The organism is Olsenella sp. oral taxon 807 (genome assembly GCF_001189515.2).
Taxonomy (GTDB): Bacteria; Actinomycetota; Coriobacteriia; order Coriobacteriales; family Atopobiaceae; genus Olsenella_F.
On sequence record NZ_CP012069.2, the window covers coordinates 830,890 to 850,331 of the forward strand.

General features: G+C 61.5%; 17 protein-coding genes. 15 read left to right on the forward strand and 2 right to left on the reverse strand.

Translation table 11 applies throughout. The features are described 5' to 3' along the window. Positions 1-3: 3 nt before the first annotated feature. The 9 genes from hisC to ADJ70_RS03530 all read left to right on the forward strand — a co-directional run bounded on the left by hisC (position 4) and on the right by ADJ70_RS03530 (position 8,169). On the forward strand, positions 4-1,107 hold the full coding sequence (hisC, locus tag ADJ70_RS03490) for a histidinol-phosphate transaminase (protein WP_050344741.1): 1,104 nt from the start codon (positions 4-6) through the stop codon (positions 1,105-1,107). Beyond that, a complete protein-coding gene (gene hisB / locus ADJ70_RS03495; protein WP_083443785.1) occupies positions 1,104-1,748 on the forward strand; it encodes an imidazoleglycerol-phosphate dehydratase HisB in 645 nt (214 codons plus the stop codon). The genes hisC and hisB overlap by 4 nt, the downstream gene beginning before the upstream one ends. Further along, positions 1,748-2,416 carry an imidazole glycerol phosphate synthase subunit HisH gene (gene hisH / locus ADJ70_RS03500; RefSeq protein ID WP_050343526.1) on the forward strand — a complete coding sequence of 223 codons (669 nt, stop codon included), beginning with the start codon at positions 1,748-1,750 and terminating at the stop codon, positions 2,414-2,416. Before hisB ends, hisH begins: the two co-directional genes overlap by 1 nt. Before the next feature lie 8 nt (positions 2,417-2,424). Then, the gene (locus ADJ70_RS03505) at positions 2,425-3,216 is read left to right on the forward strand and encodes a HisA/HisF-related TIM barrel protein (RefSeq protein WP_050343528.1); all 792 of its coding nucleotides are present in this window, start codon (positions 2,425-2,427) and stop codon (positions 3,214-3,216) included. Further along, complete coding sequence (hisF, locus tag ADJ70_RS03510; RefSeq protein WP_050343530.1) at positions 3,206-3,976, forward strand: imidazole glycerol phosphate synthase subunit HisF; 771 nt, start codon at positions 3,206-3,208, stop codon at positions 3,974-3,976. The genes ADJ70_RS03505 and hisF overlap by 11 nt, the downstream gene beginning before the upstream one ends. 96 nt (positions 3,977-4,072) lie before the next feature. Then, entirely contained in the window at positions 4,073-4,462 is a 390-nt protein-coding gene (gene hisI / locus ADJ70_RS03515) for a phosphoribosyl-AMP cyclohydrolase (protein WP_050343532.1), read from the forward strand. Position 4,463: 1 nt separating this feature from the next. Further along, positions 4,464-4,781 (forward strand): phosphoribosyl-ATP diphosphatase, encoded by a 318-nt coding sequence (hisE, locus tag ADJ70_RS03520; RefSeq protein WP_050343534.1) that lies wholly within the window; start codon positions 4,464-4,466, stop codon positions 4,779-4,781. Positions 4,782-4,878: 97 nt separating this feature from the next. After that, positions 4,879-6,597 carry a murein biosynthesis integral membrane protein MurJ gene (murJ, locus tag ADJ70_RS03525; RefSeq protein WP_253273222.1) on the forward strand — a complete coding sequence of 573 codons (1,719 nt, stop codon included), beginning with the start codon at positions 4,879-4,881 and terminating at the stop codon, positions 6,595-6,597. A 135-nt stretch (positions 6,598-6,732) separates the two neighbouring features. Then, positions 6,733-8,169 (forward strand): NlpC/P60 family protein, encoded by a 1,437-nt coding sequence (locus ADJ70_RS03530; protein WP_050343535.1) that lies wholly within the window; start codon positions 6,733-6,735, stop codon positions 8,167-8,169. Between the two features lie 812 nt (positions 8,170-8,981). Here ADJ70_RS03530 and ADJ70_RS03535 read toward each other — a convergent pair. After that, a complete protein-coding gene (locus tag ADJ70_RS03535) occupies positions 8,982-9,761 on the reverse strand; it encodes an aspartate/glutamate racemase family protein (protein WP_050343537.1) in 780 nt (259 codons plus the stop codon). Between the two features lie 801 nt (positions 9,762-10,562). Here ADJ70_RS03535 and ADJ70_RS03540 point away from each other — a divergent pair. The 6 genes from ADJ70_RS03540 to uvrC all read left to right on the forward strand — a co-directional run bounded on the left by ADJ70_RS03540 (position 10,563) and on the right by uvrC (position 17,305). Continuing rightward, complete coding sequence (locus ADJ70_RS03540; RefSeq protein WP_253273223.1) at positions 10,563-10,793, forward strand: type II toxin-antitoxin system prevent-host-death family antitoxin; 231 nt, start codon at positions 10,563-10,565, stop codon at positions 10,791-10,793. A gap of 36 nt (positions 10,794-10,829) precedes the next feature. Continuing rightward, entirely contained in the window at positions 10,830-11,144 is a 315-nt protein-coding gene (locus ADJ70_RS03545) for a type II toxin-antitoxin system RelE/ParE family toxin (RefSeq protein WP_050343539.1), read from the forward strand. Between the two features lie 647 nt (positions 11,145-11,791). Then, entirely contained in the window at positions 11,792-13,024 is a 1,233-nt protein-coding gene (locus tag ADJ70_RS14910) for an ATP-grasp domain-containing protein (RefSeq protein WP_050343541.1), read from the forward strand. Position 13,025: 1 nt separating this feature from the next. After that, entirely contained in the window at positions 13,026-14,222 is a 1,197-nt protein-coding gene (locus ADJ70_RS03555) for a DegT/DnrJ/EryC1/StrS family aminotransferase (protein ID WP_050343543.1), read from the forward strand. Between the two features lie 51 nt (positions 14,223-14,273). Continuing rightward, positions 14,274-15,275: a GNAT family N-acetyltransferase gene (locus tag ADJ70_RS03560; RefSeq protein WP_157051383.1), complete on the forward strand. Its 1,002-nt coding sequence runs from the start codon at positions 14,274-14,276 to the stop codon at positions 15,273-15,275. 41 nt (positions 15,276-15,316) lie between these two features. After that, positions 15,317-17,305: an excinuclease ABC subunit UvrC gene (gene uvrC, locus ADJ70_RS03565; protein WP_050343547.1), complete on the forward strand. Its 1,989-nt coding sequence runs from the start codon at positions 15,317-15,319 to the stop codon at positions 17,303-17,305. 224 nt (positions 17,306-17,529) lie between these two features. Here the strand turns inward: uvrC and ADJ70_RS03570 are convergent, their stop codons facing one another. Next, positions 17,530-19,134 carry an ABC transporter substrate-binding protein gene (locus tag ADJ70_RS03570; protein ID WP_050343549.1) on the reverse strand — a complete coding sequence of 535 codons (1,605 nt, stop codon included), beginning with the start codon at positions 19,132-19,134 and terminating at the stop codon, positions 17,530-17,532. Positions 19,135-19,442 lie beyond the last annotated feature (308 nt).

Consider the following 19,442-nt stretch of genomic DNA (forward strand, 5'->3'; position numbering starts at 1 on the left):
TCCGTGACGCTTTCCATCTCCAAAAGGGTCCGTTGCCTCATGCGGCCTGCGGCGGCGGCGCTCGAGCCTTACGACGCGGCTTTCTCTCAGGCACACATCAACCTCTCCGCCAACGAGAACGACTATCCTATGCCAGCTGCCGCACGCGAGGCGATCGACGCGGCCATCGCGCGGACGCCCACCAATCGTTACCCCATCGCGATGGCGGACGAGCTGCGCGAGGCCATCGCGGCGTGGCATGGCGTCGAAAAGGACCAGGTCATCGTCGGAAACGGTGGCGATGAGCTCCTTTTCAACCTCATCCTCGCCTTTGGGGGAACCGATAGGCCCCTGCTCGTCCTTGCGCCGACCTTCTCGGTCTACGAGCTCTACGCCAAGCTCCTCGAGACACCCGTCATCAGGCTGTGGCGTGATCCGGATACTTTCGGGGTCGACGAGGACAGGGCCGTCGAGGCAGCAGGGAGAGCCAACCTCATCATCGTGACGACGCCCAACAATCCGACGGGCAACCTCTCATCTCCAGAGTTCGTGGCCCGTCTCTGTGACGCTTGCCCCGGCATCGTTCTTGCCGACGAGGCCTACATCGAGTTCGCTGAGAAGGGGTCAAGCTCAGAGGGGCTGCTCGTTGCCCATGACAACCTGTCCGTGCTGCGCACGCTCTCGAAGGCCTACCAGTTCGCGGGCGGTAGGCTCGGTTACGCCTTGGCGTCTGCTGACGTCATCGCGGCGCTCGCGGCTGTGCGTCAGCCCTACTCGGTGAGTGTTCTTGCGCAGGTAGCGGCGCTTGCCGTCATCGAGCGCCGCTTTGAGTTCCAACACAGTATCGATAGGATCAGGCAGGAGCGACAACGGACGCTCTTGGCCTTGGCCTCCTTGTCGGACATGGGCCTTCGTGTGTGGCCGAGCTCGGCGAACTTCCTGCTTGTGCGTCTGCCCCATGCTGCCGAGGCCCGTGTGCGCCTGCGTGACGAGTTCTCGATACTCGTGCGCGACCTCTCGGATACGCCGGGCCTCACGGACTGCCTGCGTATCACCGTCGGCAGGCCAGACGAGAACGACGCCGTTATCGGCGCCATCACCACAATCCTGAGAGGAGAGTCGCAATGAGCCTATCGAAGGAGGACCTCGTGAGCGGTCCGACAAAGGATGCGACAAGCACAGCGCACAGGCGTGCCAGCGTCAGCCGCACGACTGGGGAGACTGATGTGACGGTTACGCTCGACCTCGACGGTCAGGGAGACTGTTCCTTGGCTACGGGGGTCGGCTTCTTCGACCACATGCTGAACGCCCTCGGTCGCCACGCCCTGCTCGACCTCACGGTCGAGGCTAGGGGCGATACCTGGGTGGATGACCACCACACGGTCGAGGATGTTGGCATCGTCATGGGGCAGGCCCTGCGTGAGGCCCTAGGCGACAAGAGGGGTATCAGGCGCTTCTCGGATGCCTGCGTCCCCATGGACGAGGCGCTCGTGCTCGCTGCCATCGATGTCTCGGGCCGAGGTGAGCTCTTCTGGGACCTGCCCATCAAGGTCCAGAAGGTGGGGAGCTTTGACACCGAGCTTGCCCACGAATTCTTTGTAGGTCTTGCCCGCGACGCTGGCATCACCCTGCACGTTCGCAAACTTGCGGGTGAGAATGCCCACCACGTCATCGAGTGTGCGTTCAAGGCGGTAGCCAGGGCCCTGCGCATCGCGGTCGAACCTGACCCGCGTGTGAGCGGCGTACCCTCGACGAAGGGAAGCCTTTGATGCTGTCCAAGGAGATCGTGGTCGTGGACTACCACCGCGGCAACCTGCAGAGCGTAGTGAGGGGCCTTTCCGCAGTGGGGGGGTTTGCCGTCGCGTCCGACGACCCTAAGAGAATTGCCTCTGCCGCAGGACTCGTTCTTCCAGGCGTCGGCGCCTTCGAGGATGCGATGGGCTTTCTGAGGCAGAGCGGTGAGGCGGACGCCATCCTTTCATCCATAGGCGAGGACACGCCGTTTTTAGGTATCTGTCTTGGCCTTCACCTCCTTTTCGAGCGGAGTACCGAGCGTTCGCGGTCTCTTGGGCGAAGCTCATGGGGTGGCAATTGGGTGCCTGGCCTTGGTGTTCTTGCCGGTTCAGTCACGCGACTCGACTCGCAGCGCCTCAAGGTGCCCCATGTAGGTTGGAACCAGCTGCATCTTACCAAGCAAGGAGAGCAGTGTCCCCTTCTTGTAGATGTTGCAGAGGGTACGAATGCCTACTTCACGCACTCATACGCCCTTGCTGACGGTCATGATGGGGACGTCGTCTGTGCGAAGACCCATTATGCGCGCAGCTTTCCTTCAACAGTCTGGAGAGACAACGTTTTTGCCGTCCAGTTCCATCCCGAGAAGTCCTCCACCGCAGGTCTGAGGATGCTCTCGAACTTCGTGCGTATCGTGTACGGATAGGAGGGACCGTGATCCTGTTTCCCGCCATCGATCTCGTCGCTGGCAAAGTGGTACGCCTCTCGCGCGGTGACCGGTCGAAAATGGACGTCTACGCGGACGATCCGGTGGCTGTGGCGCGTGACTTCGCAGCACGGGGTGCCCGTTGGATTCATGTGGTGGACCTCTCGGCGACCTTTGGGGAGGGTGAGGAGGCGCTCTGTGCCAACCACCGTGCCATCGAGGGCATCTGCCGGCTGGAGGGCGTTTCGGTTGATGTCGGCGGCGGCGTACGTAGCATCGAGTCCATAGAGCGTCTTGTTGAGGTGGGCGTCGGGCGCATCGCCTTGGGGACAGTCCTCGTACGTGATCCCGAGCTGGCGCGTAGGGCTGTTGCACGCTTTGGTGAGCTACTCGTTGCCGACGTCGCCGCCAGGGACGGTCGGGTGAAGGTCAACGGCTGGCGTGAGGGCGCAGACGTCCTGGCGGAGAGGCTCGTGGAAGATCTTGCCATAATGGGGTTCAGACATCTGGTCTTTACCGATATCGCTCGTGACGGCATGCAGACGGGTATCGATGCGGATGCCTATGTGCGCATGGCAAGACTGGCCGGCTTTCCCATCATCGCCTCCGGCGGCATCGCGGGGTTGGAGGACATTCGTACCCTTGCTGAGCTCGGTCCCCGGCTTGTAGAGGGTGCCATCTGCGGCCGTGCCCTCTTTGAGGGAAACTTCACCCTCGAGGAAGCGCTGGCTGCGGCAGGTGAGGGGTGTGCGAGCGGGCAGAAGAGAGGGCAACGGGAAGGAGAGTCACATGCTGACTAAGCGAGTCATACCGTGTCTGGACGTACGAGACGGACGTGTCGTCAAGGGCGTGAACTTCGTTGGGCTGCGCGATGCGGGAGATCCCGTGGAGCTTGCGAGTTCCTATGACCGGGCCGGGGCCGATGAGGTCGTCTTCCTCGATATCACTGCGACCTCTGACGACCGCTCCACGACCGTTGACCTTGCGAGCCGTGCTGCCAAGGAGCTGCATGTTCCCTATACCGTCGGGGGAGGCTTTCGTGACGTGGACGGCATGACCAAGATGATCTCGGCGGGTGCGGACAAAGTCTCCATCAACTCCGCCGCAGTCAAGGATCCCACACTCATCTCGGCTGCGGCGTCTGCCTTCGGCAGCCAGGCCGTCATCTGTGCCATAGACGCCCGCCATACGGGAGGCGCAAGGGACGGCTGGGAGGTCTATGTCGCTGGGGGCCGCAAGGCCACGGGCATCAACGCGGTCGCGTGGGCAGAGGAGGTCGCACGACGCGGTGCCGGTGAGATTCTGCTCACCAGCATGGATCGCGACGGCACCAAGGACGGCTTCGACCTTGCGCTCACCCGTGCGGTCGCCCGTGCAGTGTCCATCCCCGTCATCGCCTCGGGCGGCGTGGGGACGCTCGAGCACTTTGCCGAGGGTATCCTCGAGGGCGAGGCAGACGCGGTTCTTGCCGCAAGTGTCTTTCACTTCGGGACCTTCTCGATCCGCGAGGTGAAGGAGTACATGGCGAGCCAGGGCATTGCCGTGAGGCTGGACTTCTGACCCATGGGCCTTGTGCCTGGTTGCCCCGAGGGGTCGCATAACGCTAGAATCTGTCGGGTACGCAGGGTTGTTCGGTCAGGCAAACCAGGAGGATGCATGGAGCAGGTCGCACTTGGGGAGGTTCGGCTGAGATATGATGGGCGGGGTCTCATTCCTGTGATCGTGCAGCAGGTGGGCACGGGCGAGGTCCTGATGGTTGCTTGGGCGAACGAGGAGGCTCTTCGGCTCACCCTCGCTACGGACACGAGCTGGTTCTGGAGCCGCTCTCGCCACGAGCTCTGGAATAAGGGAGCGACGAGCGGAAACGTGCAGAGTGTCAGGCGTGTGCTCGTGGACTGTGACGCGGATACCCTCATCTATGAGGTAGATTCCCCTGGCCCCGCCTGCCACACGGGAAGCCGAAGCTGCTTCTTTCGCGAGCTTGTCGAAACGATGGCATCAGAAGACGCGCCCGCCTTGTGTGCGGGGCGGGCGAAGGGGGACTAGGATGGGCGTGCGCACCGCAGACGTGCAGGATGGCGATATGGCAGAGACGCTCGACTCTCTCGCGACTACCATTCACGGGCGCTGGGAGCATGACCCGGCTCGCTCCTATACCGCCAGGCTCCTCACCGGTGAGGAGGACGAGCTCTTGAAGAAGCTCGCCGAGGAGGCAAGCGAGGTCATCATGGCCTGCAAGGACGATGATCACGATCACATCCGCTACGAGATGGGTGATCTCATCTACCACCTGCTCGTCACGGCTGAGCGCTACGAGGTGACGCTCGGCGAGCTCGCAGGCGAGCTCGACGCGAGGATGAGGTAGCGCAGTGCCGCAGGGCGATGTGGCTCCAGGAGAGCCACCGATGACGCGTGGGCCCAAGCACATGGCCTCGCCTGAGGTGACGGCAGCGAGGGCCAAAATGTCTAAGGCCAGTTCGTCCTCGTCCCAGGGGAGGCCGAGGCACCTCGCGCCCTCTGAGGGGCCCTCGTCCGGACTTGGGGGCGTCGTCGGTTCCGACACGGTTCCGATGGAGGCCGTCCAGGAGGCTGGCCAAGAGGCTGCGGTTGCCATCGGTCGCAACACCGCCCTCATGAGCGCCTTGGTCATCGTGAGCCGCATCACGGGTTTCTTTCGCACCTGGGGGCAGGCGTACGCCCTTGGCGTCACCGTGATGGCGAGCTGCTACTCGGTTGCCAACAACCTTCCCAACCAACTTTACGAGATCGTCGTGGGTGGCATGCTCGTCACGGCCTTCCTGCCCGTGTACCTCTCTATCAAGAGACGTCTCGGCACAGAGGGGGCGAGTGCCTACACCTCGAACCTCGTCTCTATCGTGCTCCTGCTCATGGGCGCCGTCGCCGCCCTGGGCTTCGTGTTCGCCGCCCAGGTGGTGTGGACGCAGTCGTTCGGCGCGACGAGTGAGTTCGACTCCGAGCTTGCCGCCTACTTCTTTCGTTTCTTCGTGATAGAGGTCGTGCTCTACTCGCTATCATCGATTTTCTCGGGCGTTCTTAACGCCGAGAGGGACTATCTCTGGTCGAGCGCGGCGCCCATCATCAACAACTTCGTGACGACCGCCTCGTTTCTCGCGTACGCCTGGCTCGTAGACTCAGATCCCTCGCTCGCCCTCATCGTCCTCGCCCTTGGCAACCCGCTTGGCGTCGCCGTGCAGGTGCTCGTCCAGCTGCCCGCGCTGAAACGACATGGCATTCGCCTCAGGTGGCGTATCGACCTGCGTGACCCGGCCATCAAAGAGACCCTCACCATTGGTGTTCCCACCATCGTTGTCATGCTCTGCTCCTTTGAGACCACCTCTGTAATGAACAGCTCGGCACTCTCGGTGACGGGGGCGGGCGCCTCGATCTCCTACTACGCACGCCTGTGGTTCACGCTTCCCTACGCCATCCTCGCCGTGCCCATAACCACTGCCATGTTCACCGAACTGTCGGTCTATGTCGCGGAGAGCGACCTTGACTCGTACAAGAGGGGCGTGGCCGACGGCACGAGCCAGATTCTCTTCCACATGATTCCGTTCATGCTCTACCTGATCGTCTTCGCGCGGCCTCTCGTCGGGTTCATATCAGCAGGCAGGTTCAGCCCGGATGAGATCGGGACCACGACGCAGTACCTTCAGGCGCTCTCGGTGTCGCTGCCGCTCTATGGGGTGAACACCTACCTGCAGAAGGTGTGCTCGTCCATGCGACGCATGAGCCTCTACGCGCGTGCCCACGTGATTGCCGCCCTTATCCAAACGGCACTCTGCCTACTGCTCACTCCTATCCTCGGGCTCAACTTCGTGGCGCTCAGCTCAGCCGCGTACATGCTGTTGGTCGATATGGTCTCGTTTGTGGGCCTCCGGCGGCAGCTGGGGCCGATGGGCCTTTGGAACGTGGTAGGCTGTGCCGTGAGGGCATCGGTGTTTGGTGTGACCGGCGCGGCGGTCGGCTTCGCTACCCTTTCCCTCTTGGCGCGCACCGCCCTGGTGGCGGCAGGAACGTTCGGTTCCATCGCGTGCCTTATGCTTGCGGGCATTCCGGCGCTTGTGGTGACCTATGGCATTGCCTTGGCGACCAAGGCCCCCGAGGCCGGCATGGTGTCCCGTCTCTTGGGTAGGGTCCTGCGCAGGGGTGTGCGGTGAGGTCGTGTGTCAAGGCATATGTTGATTCTCTTTCTCGTGCGGCAGCGTGTGTTCCAAGAGTAAAGTAACAAAGGATTATGCGGGCAAGAGTGGAAACTGTGACAGTGCAGATGACTTTTGCGAGGTAGGGAGCTTATGACAGATAAGATACGGGCTGTGGTGAGGGCAGGGGCCGCAATGGGTCTCTCTCTCACGCTTGCGTTCTCGACTGTTCCGACCTATGCCTTTGGTGCGACGAGTTCTGCTGAGATGCAAAGTGAGCTTGATCAAGCGCGAGCAAAGCTCCAAGAGTACTCACAGCAGGCGAGCGAGAGATTCTCTGAGCTCGAGCAGGCTCAGGCGAACTTGGAGGATACGCGTGCCCAGATAAGCGACACACAGTCGCAGATCGAGACAAAACAATCTGAGCTTACGGATGCGCAGACAGAGCTTTCGGGCATCATGTCCGATAACTACAAGGATGACACCAACTTCGTTGGGTATGTCTTGAGATCTACCTCCTTCGATGACCTTGCCTCACGCGTATACTACGCGAACAAGGTCTCCGAGAAGGAGACCAACGCCATCGCTGAGGTAGTGAAGATTCAGTCCGAGCTGCAAGAGCAGAAGTCCAAGCTTGAGCAGGAGGAGAAGGAGGAGGAGAACCTCCTAGAGCAGAGTAAGGCGAGCTACGAGCAGATCCAGTCGGTCATCTCCAATCAGCGCAGCTACGTCAACAATCTCTCCGAGGAGGTTCGCAAGCAGATAGAGGCCGAGGAGGCAGCGCGCAAGCAGGCTGAGGAGGAAGCTAAACGCCAGGCCGAGGCTGAGGCAGCGGAGGCGGCGCGCAAGCAGGCCGAGGCTGAGGCTGCAGCTGCGGCGTCTCACGACAACACAGGTGATGAGTCGAACTCGGATGCGGCCGCTGACAACGGTAGTTCCCAGAGAGATGATGACTCAAGTTCGAATGAGCGCTCGAATTCTAACTCGGGCGGTAATTCGGACGAAAGGCAGGACTCTGGGTCGAAGAGGGACTCTGGGTCGAACAGGAACACCGGTTCCAACAGCAACTCTAACTCGGACGGTGGCTCTAGCTCGAACAAGCGCTCAGAGTCTAAGCGTAGCTCTAACTCAGGTAAGTCGAAGTCAAACAGCAGCTCCGGTTCCTCTGGTTCTAGCTCGAGAAAAAGCTATGGCTCAGGTATTTCGGCGGTTATAGCCGCAGCGAAGTCCCAGCTGGGCGTCTCCTACTCCTATGCGGGCAACGCGATCGCCGGGCAGGAGTTTGACTGCTCCGGACTAGTCTGGTGGGCGTTCCGACAGGCGGGGTACTCGATCCCTCGTGGCCAGCGTATGGCCAATGGCTACAACAACTCCATGATCGGATGGGTCATGCAGCACGGCTTGAAGACGAGTATTTCTCAGCTTGAGCCAGGCGATCTCATGTTCTGGGGTTCGGGAACCGGATCGACTACCCATGTCGCCCTCTATATTGGTAACGGTCAGATGATCCACTCTAACTACGGTGGTGTCGAGATCAGGAGCGCAAGTTACTCCTCCGGTCACTTCGTGGGCGGCGGTTCGGTCATCTAGGCACTACAGGACAAGGCATTCAAGACGGGGTCGGGTAAATCCGACCCCTTTTTTGAGGCTTCGTGAGCTCGTGTGGGTGGATGGTTGCGTCACCGCCCCGGTGGCATGGGCCTCAGGCCCGGGCACCTGAGCATCACGGGGGCCATGGGGCCGTCGACGTCGTGGGACCCGTGGCCCCGTCCGGTCGCGCGGGCGGGCAGACGTGGGTATGCAGGGGTGTACGCAGATCGGCGAAAACGGCCTCTCGACGCAACCACCGCTCGCATGCAGAACGCGCCCTTTGGTCGGCTCACACGCAAAGTGCGCCTTTCCGTGAGGTGGCGGGTGCAGACTGCGCTTTTACGTGAGACCGTCTGCGCAGAATGCGCCTTTGCGTGAGGTGGCTCCACGTTTGCGCAGGTGAGGAAAAGCGCACTCTACGGAAAAGCGCATTTTGGACGGGCGACGTCACGGAAAGGCGCACTCTGCGATCGAACCCTCACGGAAAGGCGCACTCTGCGCGACCGCCCGCATGCAGAGTGCGCCCTTTGGTGAGGCCCACACGCAAAGTGCGCTTTTCCGTGAGAGTGACACCTCCAGAGTGCGTCTTTCCGTGAGTCGCCGGTTGCAGAGTGGGGCACTTGTGCACGTTGTTGCGACGCGATTCGCCGAGGCGTCAACCCACACTAACCCCCGAAGAGCCCCTTTTTTGGTTCGCTTGTTACATGAGCAGGATTCGTCTCCTGGCGTAACGTACGTCTTCCCGTTGGCCGAGCGCCTGTTGGTCTCGTGTCATGTTGATACGCGCAAGAGCGCTCAGTTCACCACAGGCGTTACGAAGAGGCGGAGTCCGGCCCTTGCGGCCGGGCAGGCATCGCCTTTGTCTGCACCCATACGCTCCCCTTATCCTTGCGTTCCGACTCGTAGGTCTCTACGCAGCGCTCGGCGAGGATGTCAAGGGAGTCGAATAGAAACGGTGGCCTTTGGGTGAGGTCTTGGTAGATGACCGAGAGCTCCGTACATCCTACCACCACGGCATCGCCGCCCCGCTCATGGAGGCGCTCGGCGAGCCGGACGAGATCCCTGGGATCGTAGGTCCCGTTTGCTTTGATCCCCTGGTAGATGAGGGACATGACGCGCCTCTGGTCGGCGTCGTCGGGCTCTATTGTCCTCAGCCCCTCGGTCTCGAAGTAGCCCTGGAAGACGCCCGACTCTATGGTGCCGTCCGTGGCGAGAAGCCCCACTGCGCCCGTGGCGCCAATCTCGTGGGCTATCCTTCGCGCCGTCTCCTTCATGATGTTGAGCACGGGGATGCTCACGGCCTTACAGATGGCGTCATAGAAGTAGTGCGCGGTGTTGCAGGCGATGGCAATGTAGTCGGCACCGGCCTCCTCGAGCCATTGGGCAACCTTGACCATCTCGGGCTGTGGGTCGGGTTTTGTGTGGTCGAGGATGTAGGCGGTGCGATCAGGGATCTGTGGGTCGTTGAACACGATCATCGGGATGTGGTCTTGATCGGTGGTTGCGGGGGTCTTCTTGATGATCGCTTCCATGAAGTATGCGGTCGCCAGTGGCCCCACCCCACCGATGATGCCGAGGATTGGTCTGTTCATGTGCTTGCCCCCTCGATGCTCGTCATGCGCGCTGTGCGTACGAAGAGCATTCTAGACGATATGCGGAAGGACATACTGAGACCTCTCCTCGTAAGCTAAGCGGCGAGAAATCCGCAAACGACGAGTCGTGGTCAAGGTCGCGATTTTGTTTTGGGAAGGTTGGACGGCGAAAACGAGACGACTTTAGGCAAAACCGAAGCCGAACCGCTAGAATAGCGGCTTCGTGAGCTCGTGTGGGTAGGTGGTTGCGTCACCACCCCGGCGATGTGAGCCTCACCGCCAGGGCGACGACGCAGGAGTGTACACAAATCGGTGGAAATGGCCTCTCAGCGCCGTTTCGGGGCATTTGTGTACACAGTTGGGCCGTGGGCTTGGGTTGTGGGTGGCCTTGGGATCGCAATAGTGTACACAAATGGGAGGATCGGGCCTCTCCGCGCCGGATTGGGGCGTTTGTGTACACTGTTGGGCTGTTGCGCTGTTGCGAGCAGCCGTGGGGACGCAGGAGTGTACACAAATCGGTGGAAATGGCCCCTCGGGGCCGTTTTGGGGCATTTGTGTACACTGTTGCGACGCGAGTCGCGATACGAATTGCGACGCGAGCTGCGCCAGGTGGCACGAGCGCCTCAACCGCCACGGCGTGTCGGCGCCTCCCCCTCGCTGGCCTCCCTCGCTTGGTCGGGAAGACAGACTCTGAGCGAGTGGCGCCGCTGCCAGGTTGGCATCTTCGCCGAGGCGTCATCCCACACGAACCCCCGAAGAGCCCTAAAATAGAAGGGATTTCTTCTATCGCAAGGAGGAGCCATGCCGCAAATCGTCCCCGTAAGTGATTTTCGCGCAAACATCAAATCTGTCTCTCGGTTTACGGATGCTGGTGAGGTGGTCATACTTACCCAGAATGGGCGCCCAAGGTGGGCGATGGTCGACTATGACACATGGAACGCCACGGCAAGGGTACAGGAGCGCTCCTTTTCGAAGGCGGTCCTTGAGACTGAACAAAGAGAGAGCCAGTACCCTCAAACTGCTGAGCTCTGACGAAGCCCGCGCTGCGCTGCATGCTCGACGCCAAGCATGAGGTGCCAAGGGTTCTTTCTGACCGAGGATGCCGTAGACGACCTTGTGGAACTTGAGGCATATGTGCTCACCTATCAGGACATAAGCTTTGTTGAGGTCTTGGAAGACTGTTTCCTCGAAGCCTTCCATGGTCTCTTAGCTCAGGTAGACCACCATTCCGTCTATCAGTTTGAGCCACCTATGCCAACGCTTCACACCTACAGGAGCATCAATGTCTATAACTACAAGGTCTTTTACCACGTCGATGACAGGCAGGTAGTCATCTATCGCATTCGTCATCTGCTGTCGGACTTCTTACGGATGAGCTGGTAACGCGCATGGACGGAGATCACATCGAGAACCGTGGTGCGTGGAAGGCCCATGGCGTTCGTGCCACCGCCCGACGCCACTTCCTTCTCCGATGACCCCTGAGCTGTGCCGTCTCATGCGCGTGCCACTCGCTGCCGCCGAGTGGCACGCAGATCGTGCACTCGACGCCACCGCGTGGCACGAAAATCGGCATAAGCGCAGTTGTCAGGAAATATCGTGCCACTCGACGCCAGCGAGTGGCACGTCCATCGTGCACCCGACGTCACCGAGTGGCACAGCCGAGCCTCGCCAGGCCGGCGCCCGGGCGACGCCACGACAAGACGCCTGGGCTGGCGGGAGGGGGCGTGCGGGACGCCTGCCTACCAGCCAGCCACGACGGCCACGGTCTCTCGTGCGTATGCGCGATGCGACCATTGCGGCGCTCTCCCGCCGGCCCCACGTGCCTGGATGGGACCTGACGTATCAGTAGCCTGAGAAGTTGTCACTGGCCTGCCCGCGAAAGGTAAGCACAGGGAAGTGGGTCGATAGTTCTGTGACTCTGGTGCAACATAAGACCCAGGAGGCCGTACTGCTACAATGAGGCGCGCGATCTGCGTGCGCCAGCGAGGGTCCGCATGCGTCAGGAAGCGCTTGTGTACCTGCGAGGCCGAATGGGTGATACGTCGATGACCAAGAAGTTCGTTCCGATTCTTTTGGGTACCGAGATCGGTGCCTATGGCATGGCTCGTGCCTTTTGGGAGGCGTACGGGGTAAGGAGCCTTGCCTACGGTACCTTCCCGCTCACCCCGACCCGTCACTCGAAGTTCATAGAGCAGCGCTGTGACGAGCGTCTCATGGACCCAGCCGTCCTCGTGAGTATGCTCAATGCTGATGCGGGACAGCTGAATGGTGCGCTGGGCCTCGTGATACCCTGCGGTGATGAGTACTCCATCCTACTCTCGGAGCACAAGGATGAGCTTGATGGTCGCTACGTGCCCATATGCTCTGGGCCGGGAACTCTTGTCCAGCTCAATGACAAGTCGCGCTTCTACGGGCTCTGCGAGCGCGCACAGGTGCCCTACCCGCAGGCTATCACGCTTGGTCCTGGTGACGAGGTAAGAGAGTTGCCCTTCCCCTATCCTGTTGCCCTGAAGCCCACCGATGCCCTCGACTTTCGTGAGCACCCCTTCGACGGCCAGAAGAAGGCATTCATCCTTGACGGGAGGCCCATGCTCGAGGAGGCGCTGCGGCGTGTCTTTGACTCTGGCTACTCGGGTAAGCTCGTCGTGCAGGACTTCGTGCCTGGGGGTGACGACAACATGCGCGTGGTGAACGGTTACGTGCGCCACGATGGGTCCACGGCGCTGCTCTCGATAGGTCAGCCTGTGCTCGAGGACTGCGCACCCATGCGTATCGGCAACTATGCCGCCATCATCTCGTACGGCGATGAGGGCGCCTACGCCTCTGTCGAGCGTCTCATGAGGCATATTGACTATTTTGGCTACTTCAACATCGATATGAAGCTCGACGTGCGCGATGGCTCCTACAAGCTTCTCGACTTCAATCCGCGTCAGGGGAGGAGCAGCTTCTTCACGACGCTCTCGGGTCACAACCTCGCTCGCTGCGTGGTGGAAGATGTCATCGAGGGGAAGACGGGCGAGTCGGTCCATGCGAGTGAGGAGTTCTTGTGGTGCGGCGTGCCCAGATCGATCGTGAGGCGCTATGTGGCGGACGGCCCCCTCAAGGAACGCGCCCTTTTGCTCATGCGTGAGGGGAAGGTCGGGACAACGCTCTTTGGGGGGCACGACCGTGACCCGCGCCGCCTATGGAATATGGCGAAGCTCTGGACCCATTACCGCGTCGACTTCAGGCGCTACTTCGGTCACAGGGAGCTGGAGGGCTAGGATGGGATCTCCCAAGGGCGTGGGCAAGTCCTTCAGAGACCGACTCCGCAGGCAGCTCGCCGAGCGTACGGGTACGTGTGCTAAGGACTGGTATGTCGTCTTCAAGGCACGCTATGGAATGGAGGTCGTCTTCGAGGTGCTCCGCGAGCTGCGGGGTGGCGGTAGCGTGGTCACACAGCTCATGACCTGCTGCACGGCCGTCGACCCCATAGTAGCTGCAGGACTCGTTCCGCACTATGGCGAGCTGAGCGAGCGCACGCTCGCGCTCGACCCGGCAAAGCTACCCCTTGCCTCAGACCTGCGGGCCGTGGTGATGCAGCACAGCTTCGGTATCATCGAGAGAAAGGGCGACTGTCGTCTTGCCGATGCCGCTCACGCCGCAGGTGCCGTCCTCGTCGAGGACTCGGCGCACTGCCTGGCCCGCCTCTCGCGCGGAAATGAGGGAGAGCCGCTTGCAGATGTCTCCGTTCACTCGTTTGGTGTGCAGAAGATGGTCCAGACCTATTTTGGCGGTGCCGTCTGGGTGAACCCCGACATGAGGGACAGAGTGCTCAGGGATGAGCTCTCTCGCAGGCTCTCCTCGCTTCCCGAGATGCCCAGGCGCTTGGGCCGGGCTGCTCGGTCATATGCTTGGCAGATCAGGGTGTTCATGCGACTTCCCGGGCCGCTCAGGAGGGCGTTTGCGGCCATGCAGAACTTCGAGCAACCCATTGTGGACGCTGAGCGGGCCGGTAAGCTCCCCTATGAGCCGATGGCTGCCGATGAGGGTGTCTCCCAGAGGGCCTCTTGGGCCCTCGAGGGCTTGGGCAAGGTGGAGACCACCCATCGCGCATCGGTTGAGAGCTATCGCAGGGAACTCGCATCGCAGGGGGTGCTCAGGTACGTAGAGATTCCTGCGGCCGCGCTCGAGGGGGAGGCGCAACCTCTGCTACGCATGCCCGTCGTGATGGGAAGCCAGGCAAAGGCGCAGCGTGCGCTCAGCGCCCTTCACGGCCGGGGTATCTATGCCCAGGACTGGTACAGGCCCGTACTCTATCCTGGTGTGGGCGATCCTGCCGTCTACCACTTCGACGGCGACCTCAGGCCCTGGCCCGTCTGCGAACGCATCGTGGCTGGCATCCTCAATCTGCCCTGCGACGGTGATCCTGGACAGGTACGGGAGGCCATCGGGTGCCTGCTCGATGTGGCGCAGTCTTAAGAGAGCGTAGAATGGTGACATGGTGACCCACTGGTTTGGAGGTAAGAGATCATGCAGATAGAGCAGATCGGGCTTTCCGAGCTCGAGCAGAGGGCGGAAGAGCTGAAGTTGACACTTCCGATCGAGCAGACGCACCAATGGGCCAGCTATCAAGCGACCATCGAGGGGCGCAGTCCCTGGCGCTGTGTTCGCTTCGCAGATGATGACAGGACCCTTGCCTTGGCCTCCCTCATGGACTTCGAGACCCATGGCTACCATTTCTTGCGCTCTGAACATGGTCCCGTATGGGTGGAGGGGCCGAGCGAGGCCCTTGAGGCGCAGGCCATCACCACGCTGTGCGACTACGTGCGCAGCGAGCATAGGGCAGCCGCCTTCATTCGTATGGCGGTCAAGCACGCCCTTGACGTCACGAGGCCAACCCTCTCGACGATACCATACGATCGCACAGTCATCCTCGACGTCACGGGTGGTGACGAGGCGATACTCTTGCGCATGAAGCCACGTGGCAGGCGTGACGTGCGCAAGGCGCTGCGCGAGTCACCCATTGAATGTTCGGACGAGACGGAGCGCGCGAGCGCCTCCTTCGAGGAGTACTATCCGCTCATGGTCGAGACGGGCGAACGTGACGGTTTTACTCCCGCCCCGATGTCTGACTATGAGAACATGATGCACATCCTTGGTACTGGGCACTGCAGGCTCTATGCGGGGCGCCTTGACGGTAGGCTCACCAACTGGTCCATGGTCACCGTGAGTGGGAAGCGCGCCACGCGCTACTACGCTGCCTCCTCCACCGACACGATGCGCATGCACGTAGGGGACAAGCTTGTCTATTTCGAGGCCTGCGAGCTGGGCCGGCTCTTCGACGGTACCGTCAGCGAGTACGACCTCATGGCCATTGGAAGTGATCTTTCCCCCGAGCTCAACGGTCTGAACGAGTTCAAGTGCAAGTTCTCGAAGGAGGTGGCGGAGGTGGCCCCCGATCGCGACGTGCCGTTGCGCAAGACCCTCTACGCCGCCCTTGTGGCCGCCAGACGGGCGCTCAGGCGCGGCTAGGCCGCCCCCTGAGTCCTCTCGATTGGTAAGGCGATCGCCCCATGAGCATCAAGGATCCTGCGACCCACGTGCCCGATTTCGACCTCGAGGCCCCCCGTCCCGAGGCTCAAGGCCTGCCGTCCGTCGCCGAGCAGGTGGGCAAGGTTCCCACAGAGCCCGGCTGCTACCTCTGGAAGGATGCCAAGGGGGAGGTCGTCTACGTGGGTAAGGCCAAGAATCTCCGTGCCCGCATGCTCCAGTACGTGAGGCTCACGGATGACCGCGCAAAGATCCCGCTCATGATGCAGGTGGTACGCAGCTTCGACTACATTGTCGTGGGCTCGGAGCACGAGGCGCTCGTCTTGGAGCGCAACCTCATCGCCCAGTATCATCCCTACTTCAACGTCGACTTCAAGGATGACAAGAGCTATCCCTACATCGCACTCACGATGGGCGACACCTACCCCGCCATCAAGTACACCCGCGAGCGGCACCGCAAGGGCACGCGCTACTTTGGACCCTACACCGACGCCCAGGCGGCGCGCGAGACCATAGACACCCTGCGCAAGGTAGTTCCCATCTGCTCTGCGACCTGTGTGGAGTGGAAGCGTTGCCGTCGCTACCTCAAGGGGCATCCAGATGACGCCGCAGTGGCCAACCTGGCGTTTGCAGACCGCGGTCGCCCTTGTTTCGACTATCACGTGGGCCGGGGTCCCGGCGTCTGCGTGGGGGCAATGACACCTTCCGACTACGCGAGAAACGTCCGTCAGGTGGAGCAGTTCCTGGCAGGCAGGCGCTCGGCCATCGTGGGCGAGCTCACGCAGCAGATGCACGATGCCGCCGCAGCTCTCGAGTTCGAGCGGGCGGGGCGTATCAAGCGCAGGCTCGAGGTCATCGAGGGTCTTGATGATGAGCAGCAGGTGACGTTCTCCTCTGCGGTCGATCTTGATCTCATAGGCTTCTACCGCGAGGAGACCATCAGCTGTGCCTGTGTTTTCGTCGTGCGCGAGGGGCGCACGGTGCGCTCGAGTGAGTTCATCCTCAACAAGGGGGCCGACGTGGACGAGGTCGAGCTTACCGAGGGCTTCATTAAACGCTACTACGACGAGACGGCAGACATTCCCGCAGAGGTGGACACGCACATCGACCTTCCCGATGCAGAACTTCTAGGTGAGTGGCTCACGGACAAGCGTGGGCGTGTCTGTCGCATCCACCGGCCCAAGCGCGGCGAGAAGGCTCACCTCCTCGAGATGACGGCAAGAAACGCCCGCCATGCCCTCATGCGCTACATGGTACGCACGGGCTATGCTGACGAGAGGACTAACCAGGCGCTCCTCGAGCTGGAGAGCGCACTCGCACTTGACGGGCCACCCCTGCGCATCGAGTGCTTTGACATCTCCACACTTCACGGTTCCTTTACCGTCGCCTCTATGGTCGTCTTTACTAACGGGCGTCCCGACAAGGGACAGTATCGTCGCTTCAAGATCCGAGCCGAGCTGAGCGAGGCAAACGATTTCGTCTCGATGGGCGAGGTGCTCGGCAGGCGCTACGCCCCGGTGCGCAGGGACGATGAGCGCTTTGCTGCCTCGACGCCCGACCTACTCGTGGTGGATGGGGGCAAGCCACAGCTCACGGCTGCCATGGGACAGCTTGGTGCCCTGGGACTCGACATACCGGTCTGCGGCCTCGCGAAGGCGGACGAGGAGGTCTTCGTCCCCTGGGACGAGACGCCCGTCGTCCTGCCCTCGGGCTCTGCCTCGCTCTACCTCATCAAGCAGGTGCGTGACGAGTCGCACCGCTTCGCCATCACCTTCCACCGTGAGCTGAGGACCAAGGCGCAGAGCGTCTCGATCCTCGATGAGGTGCCAGGCGTCGGCACGCGACGCAAGCGGGCCATCATGCGTCACTTCGGCTCGATGAGACGCCTCAGGGCGGCGAGTGCCGAGGATATCGCCTCCGTGAGGGGTGTTCCCACGTCGGTCGCGCGCGAGGTCTATGACACGCTTCGTGCCTGGGAGGGCGAGGGTAGGGACCAAAGGGAGGCTACGTGAGCTATCTCGTGTTCCTCGCATAGCCTCGATGTGACCCCCTATGCCTTCGTTGCGCTGTCCGATGAGCAGCCGGCGCTTCTCCGGGAGACCCACAAAAGGATAAGGGGGAAAGATAGGGACAGGAAGCGCAGAAGAGAAAGGACGGACATGGCAAGGGCCGCGCAGTCAACCCCTGAGCCACGAACAATACAGAAAGCTCCAAAGGATCGTCGCGCCGGGCGGTGCTACTTGACGGTCGTGACGCCCATGAGCGCTACACCCGTGGTGCCGATGCCCTTGAAGTCCGAGGAGACCTTGATGCCATCGGCCGTGGTGGTATCACGCCAGGAGGCCGTGCAGGTCTTCACGTGCAGGATTGGGTACAGGGGGACGTTCTCGGCGAGTATGTCAAAGCACCTGTTCCAATGCTCCTGCCGCTCGTCGCCCGCAGAATCAAGTGCGGCGTCCATCTCCTGGAGAAGCTCTTCATGCTCGACGGTCCCACTCCAAGGGCAGCGTGTCCTCATCCAAACATCATTGCCGTACCACCACCTGAGCACCAGATCGGGATCCACGCCAAAGCAACTGGGGTCGCCTGGCGCCAGCAGCAGGTCGTAGTTGCTATTGCCCGTGTCGATCGCCGCATAGGTCGCATCCGAGCTGTCCGTCTGTATCGTGACCTTGAAACCCAGATCCTCCAGGTTCTGCTTGATGACGGTGGACATGGCGACCACCTGGTCGTTGTCCGTCGTCCTGAGGGTTAGCTGCCCAGGCGTGACGCCTGCCCCTTTGAGCAGACTTTTTGCCTTGTCGGGGTCGTGGCTGTAGACCACCGACGCCCTATGGTAGTGCGGGAAGGTGGCGTCATCGGGAAGAAGGCTGGTGGCGGCTGACGCCTGTCCGTAGAGGGCACCTTCTACCATGCCATTGTAGTCGAGGGCATACATGATGGCCTGACGCACCTCCACCTTGCTCCAAGGATACTTCGCGACGTCAAACATCAGGAAGCGCGAGCCGAGTCCCTGCACCGCGTCTATGGTAAGGCCCGCTTCCCGAAGCTGCTCGATCGAATCGACGGGCACGGCCTCCGAGATAAGCGTGGTCCCCTGCTGGGCGGCCGTAACGCGGGCGACTTTGCTTTTGAGAATCTCGAAGCGTAGCGTGTCGTCCTTGGCGGGGTACGCACCGTTGTAGTACGGATTCGGCTTAAACGTGACCGACGCGTCCGTCACCTCCCTGTACATCCAAGGACCCGTGCCAACGGGGGCCCTGGCCCTCTCCTCGCTGGTCGAGCCCTCGGGCACGATCTTCAGGATTGCCAGACGTGACTTCAGCCATGGGAGGTCGGGGTGGCTGGTCCTGACCGTCACGGTAGAGTCGTCCTTGGCCTCTATGGAGGTGATCGGCGTAAGCATCGGTGCGTAGCTGCCCCCCGCTGCCGCCGCCACCCTGAACGAGAAGACGACGTCCGACGCCCTGGCCTCCCTCCCGTCGGAGAACTTCGCATCGCTGCGCAACTTGACGTCAAAGGTGGTACCGTCGATCTGGGCAGGGTCGCCTTCGGCGAGCGCCGGGCGCGTGCCGAAGTTATGGAAGTCCGTCTCGAAGAGGCCTTCCATGACATTGAGGTTGCAGCTCAGTGCGAGTGCGGATGAGGTGGACAAGGGATCGAAGTTCTTTGCGGAGTACGCGGCACCGACGGTCAGCTCGCCACCCCCTGCGGTCTGGACGCCACTTGTGGTCCCATTCCACTCGGAACCCGTCGCACAGCCGGTGAGGCCAAGCCCTGCGAGCGCTGCTGCCCCGCCGACAAGATTGACGAACGTACGGCGTGAGAGTGATGTACCCATGCTGGCCTCCGGCACTTCCTGCGAGATTCCGTCCGATGCGAGCTGACGCAGCAAACATCCTGCGACCGCTATGGAACAAGCATACCAGAGTCTCTGCGAACTGGTCTGCGGAAGCCTAGGCGGGGCTCGCTCGGGTACTCCTGTGCCCAGCTTGCTCTCCGAGAAGATCGTCACGCGCAGAGCATGCTGCATCACGTACAGTCATCACTGACCTGTTGTGCGTGAGAGTGGGGAAACCATGCATGAGGGGGAGGCCCTCTTTACGATAGCTCGTGTGCGTCAGCAGGGAGGAGATGCTGCTTCCCGCG

Excerpts from the sequence above, each read along its gene's own strand:
- hisB (WP_083443785.1), top strand. The coding sequence starts at position 1,104 with ATGAGCCTATCGAAGGAGGACCTCGTGAGCGGTCCGACAAAGGATGCG.
- hisH (WP_050343526.1), top strand. The coding sequence starts at position 1,748 with ATGCTGTCCAAGGAGATCGTGGTCGTGGACTACCACCGCGGCAACCTG.
- hisF (WP_050343530.1), top strand. The coding sequence starts at position 3,206 with ATGCTGACTAAGCGAGTCATACCGTGTCTGGACGTACGAGACGGACGT.
- hisI (WP_050343532.1), top strand. The coding sequence starts at position 4,073 with ATGGAGCAGGTCGCACTTGGGGAGGTTCGGCTGAGATATGATGGGCGG.
- hisE (WP_050343534.1), top strand. The coding sequence starts at position 4,464 with ATGGGCGTGCGCACCGCAGACGTGCAGGATGGCGATATGGCAGAGACG.
- murJ (WP_253273222.1), top strand. The coding sequence starts at position 4,879 with ATGTCTAAGGCCAGTTCGTCCTCGTCCCAGGGGAGGCCGAGGCACCTC.
- ADJ70_RS03530 (WP_050343535.1), top strand. The coding sequence starts at position 6,733 with ATGACAGATAAGATACGGGCTGTGGTGAGGGCAGGGGCCGCAATGGGT.
- ADJ70_RS03535 (WP_050343537.1), bottom strand. The coding sequence starts at position 9,761 with ATGAACAGACCAATCCTCGGCATCATCGGTGGGGTGGGGCCACTGGCG.
- ADJ70_RS03540 (WP_253273223.1), top strand. The coding sequence starts at position 10,563 with ATGCCGCAAATCGTCCCCGTAAGTGATTTTCGCGCAAACATCAAATCT.
- ADJ70_RS03545 (WP_050343539.1), top strand. The coding sequence starts at position 10,830 with ATGAGGTGCCAAGGGTTCTTTCTGACCGAGGATGCCGTAGACGACCTT.
- ADJ70_RS14910 (WP_050343541.1), top strand. The coding sequence starts at position 11,792 with ATGGGTGATACGTCGATGACCAAGAAGTTCGTTCCGATTCTTTTGGGT.
- ADJ70_RS03555 (WP_050343543.1), top strand. The coding sequence starts at position 13,026 with ATGGGATCTCCCAAGGGCGTGGGCAAGTCCTTCAGAGACCGACTCCGC.
- ADJ70_RS03560 (WP_157051383.1), top strand. The coding sequence starts at position 14,274 with ATGCAGATAGAGCAGATCGGGCTTTCCGAGCTCGAGCAGAGGGCGGAA.
- uvrC (WP_050343547.1), top strand. The coding sequence starts at position 15,317 with ATGAGCATCAAGGATCCTGCGACCCACGTGCCCGATTTCGACCTCGAG.
- ADJ70_RS03570 (WP_050343549.1), bottom strand. The coding sequence starts at position 19,134 with ATGGGTACATCACTCTCACGCCGTACGTTCGTCAATCTTGTCGGCGGG.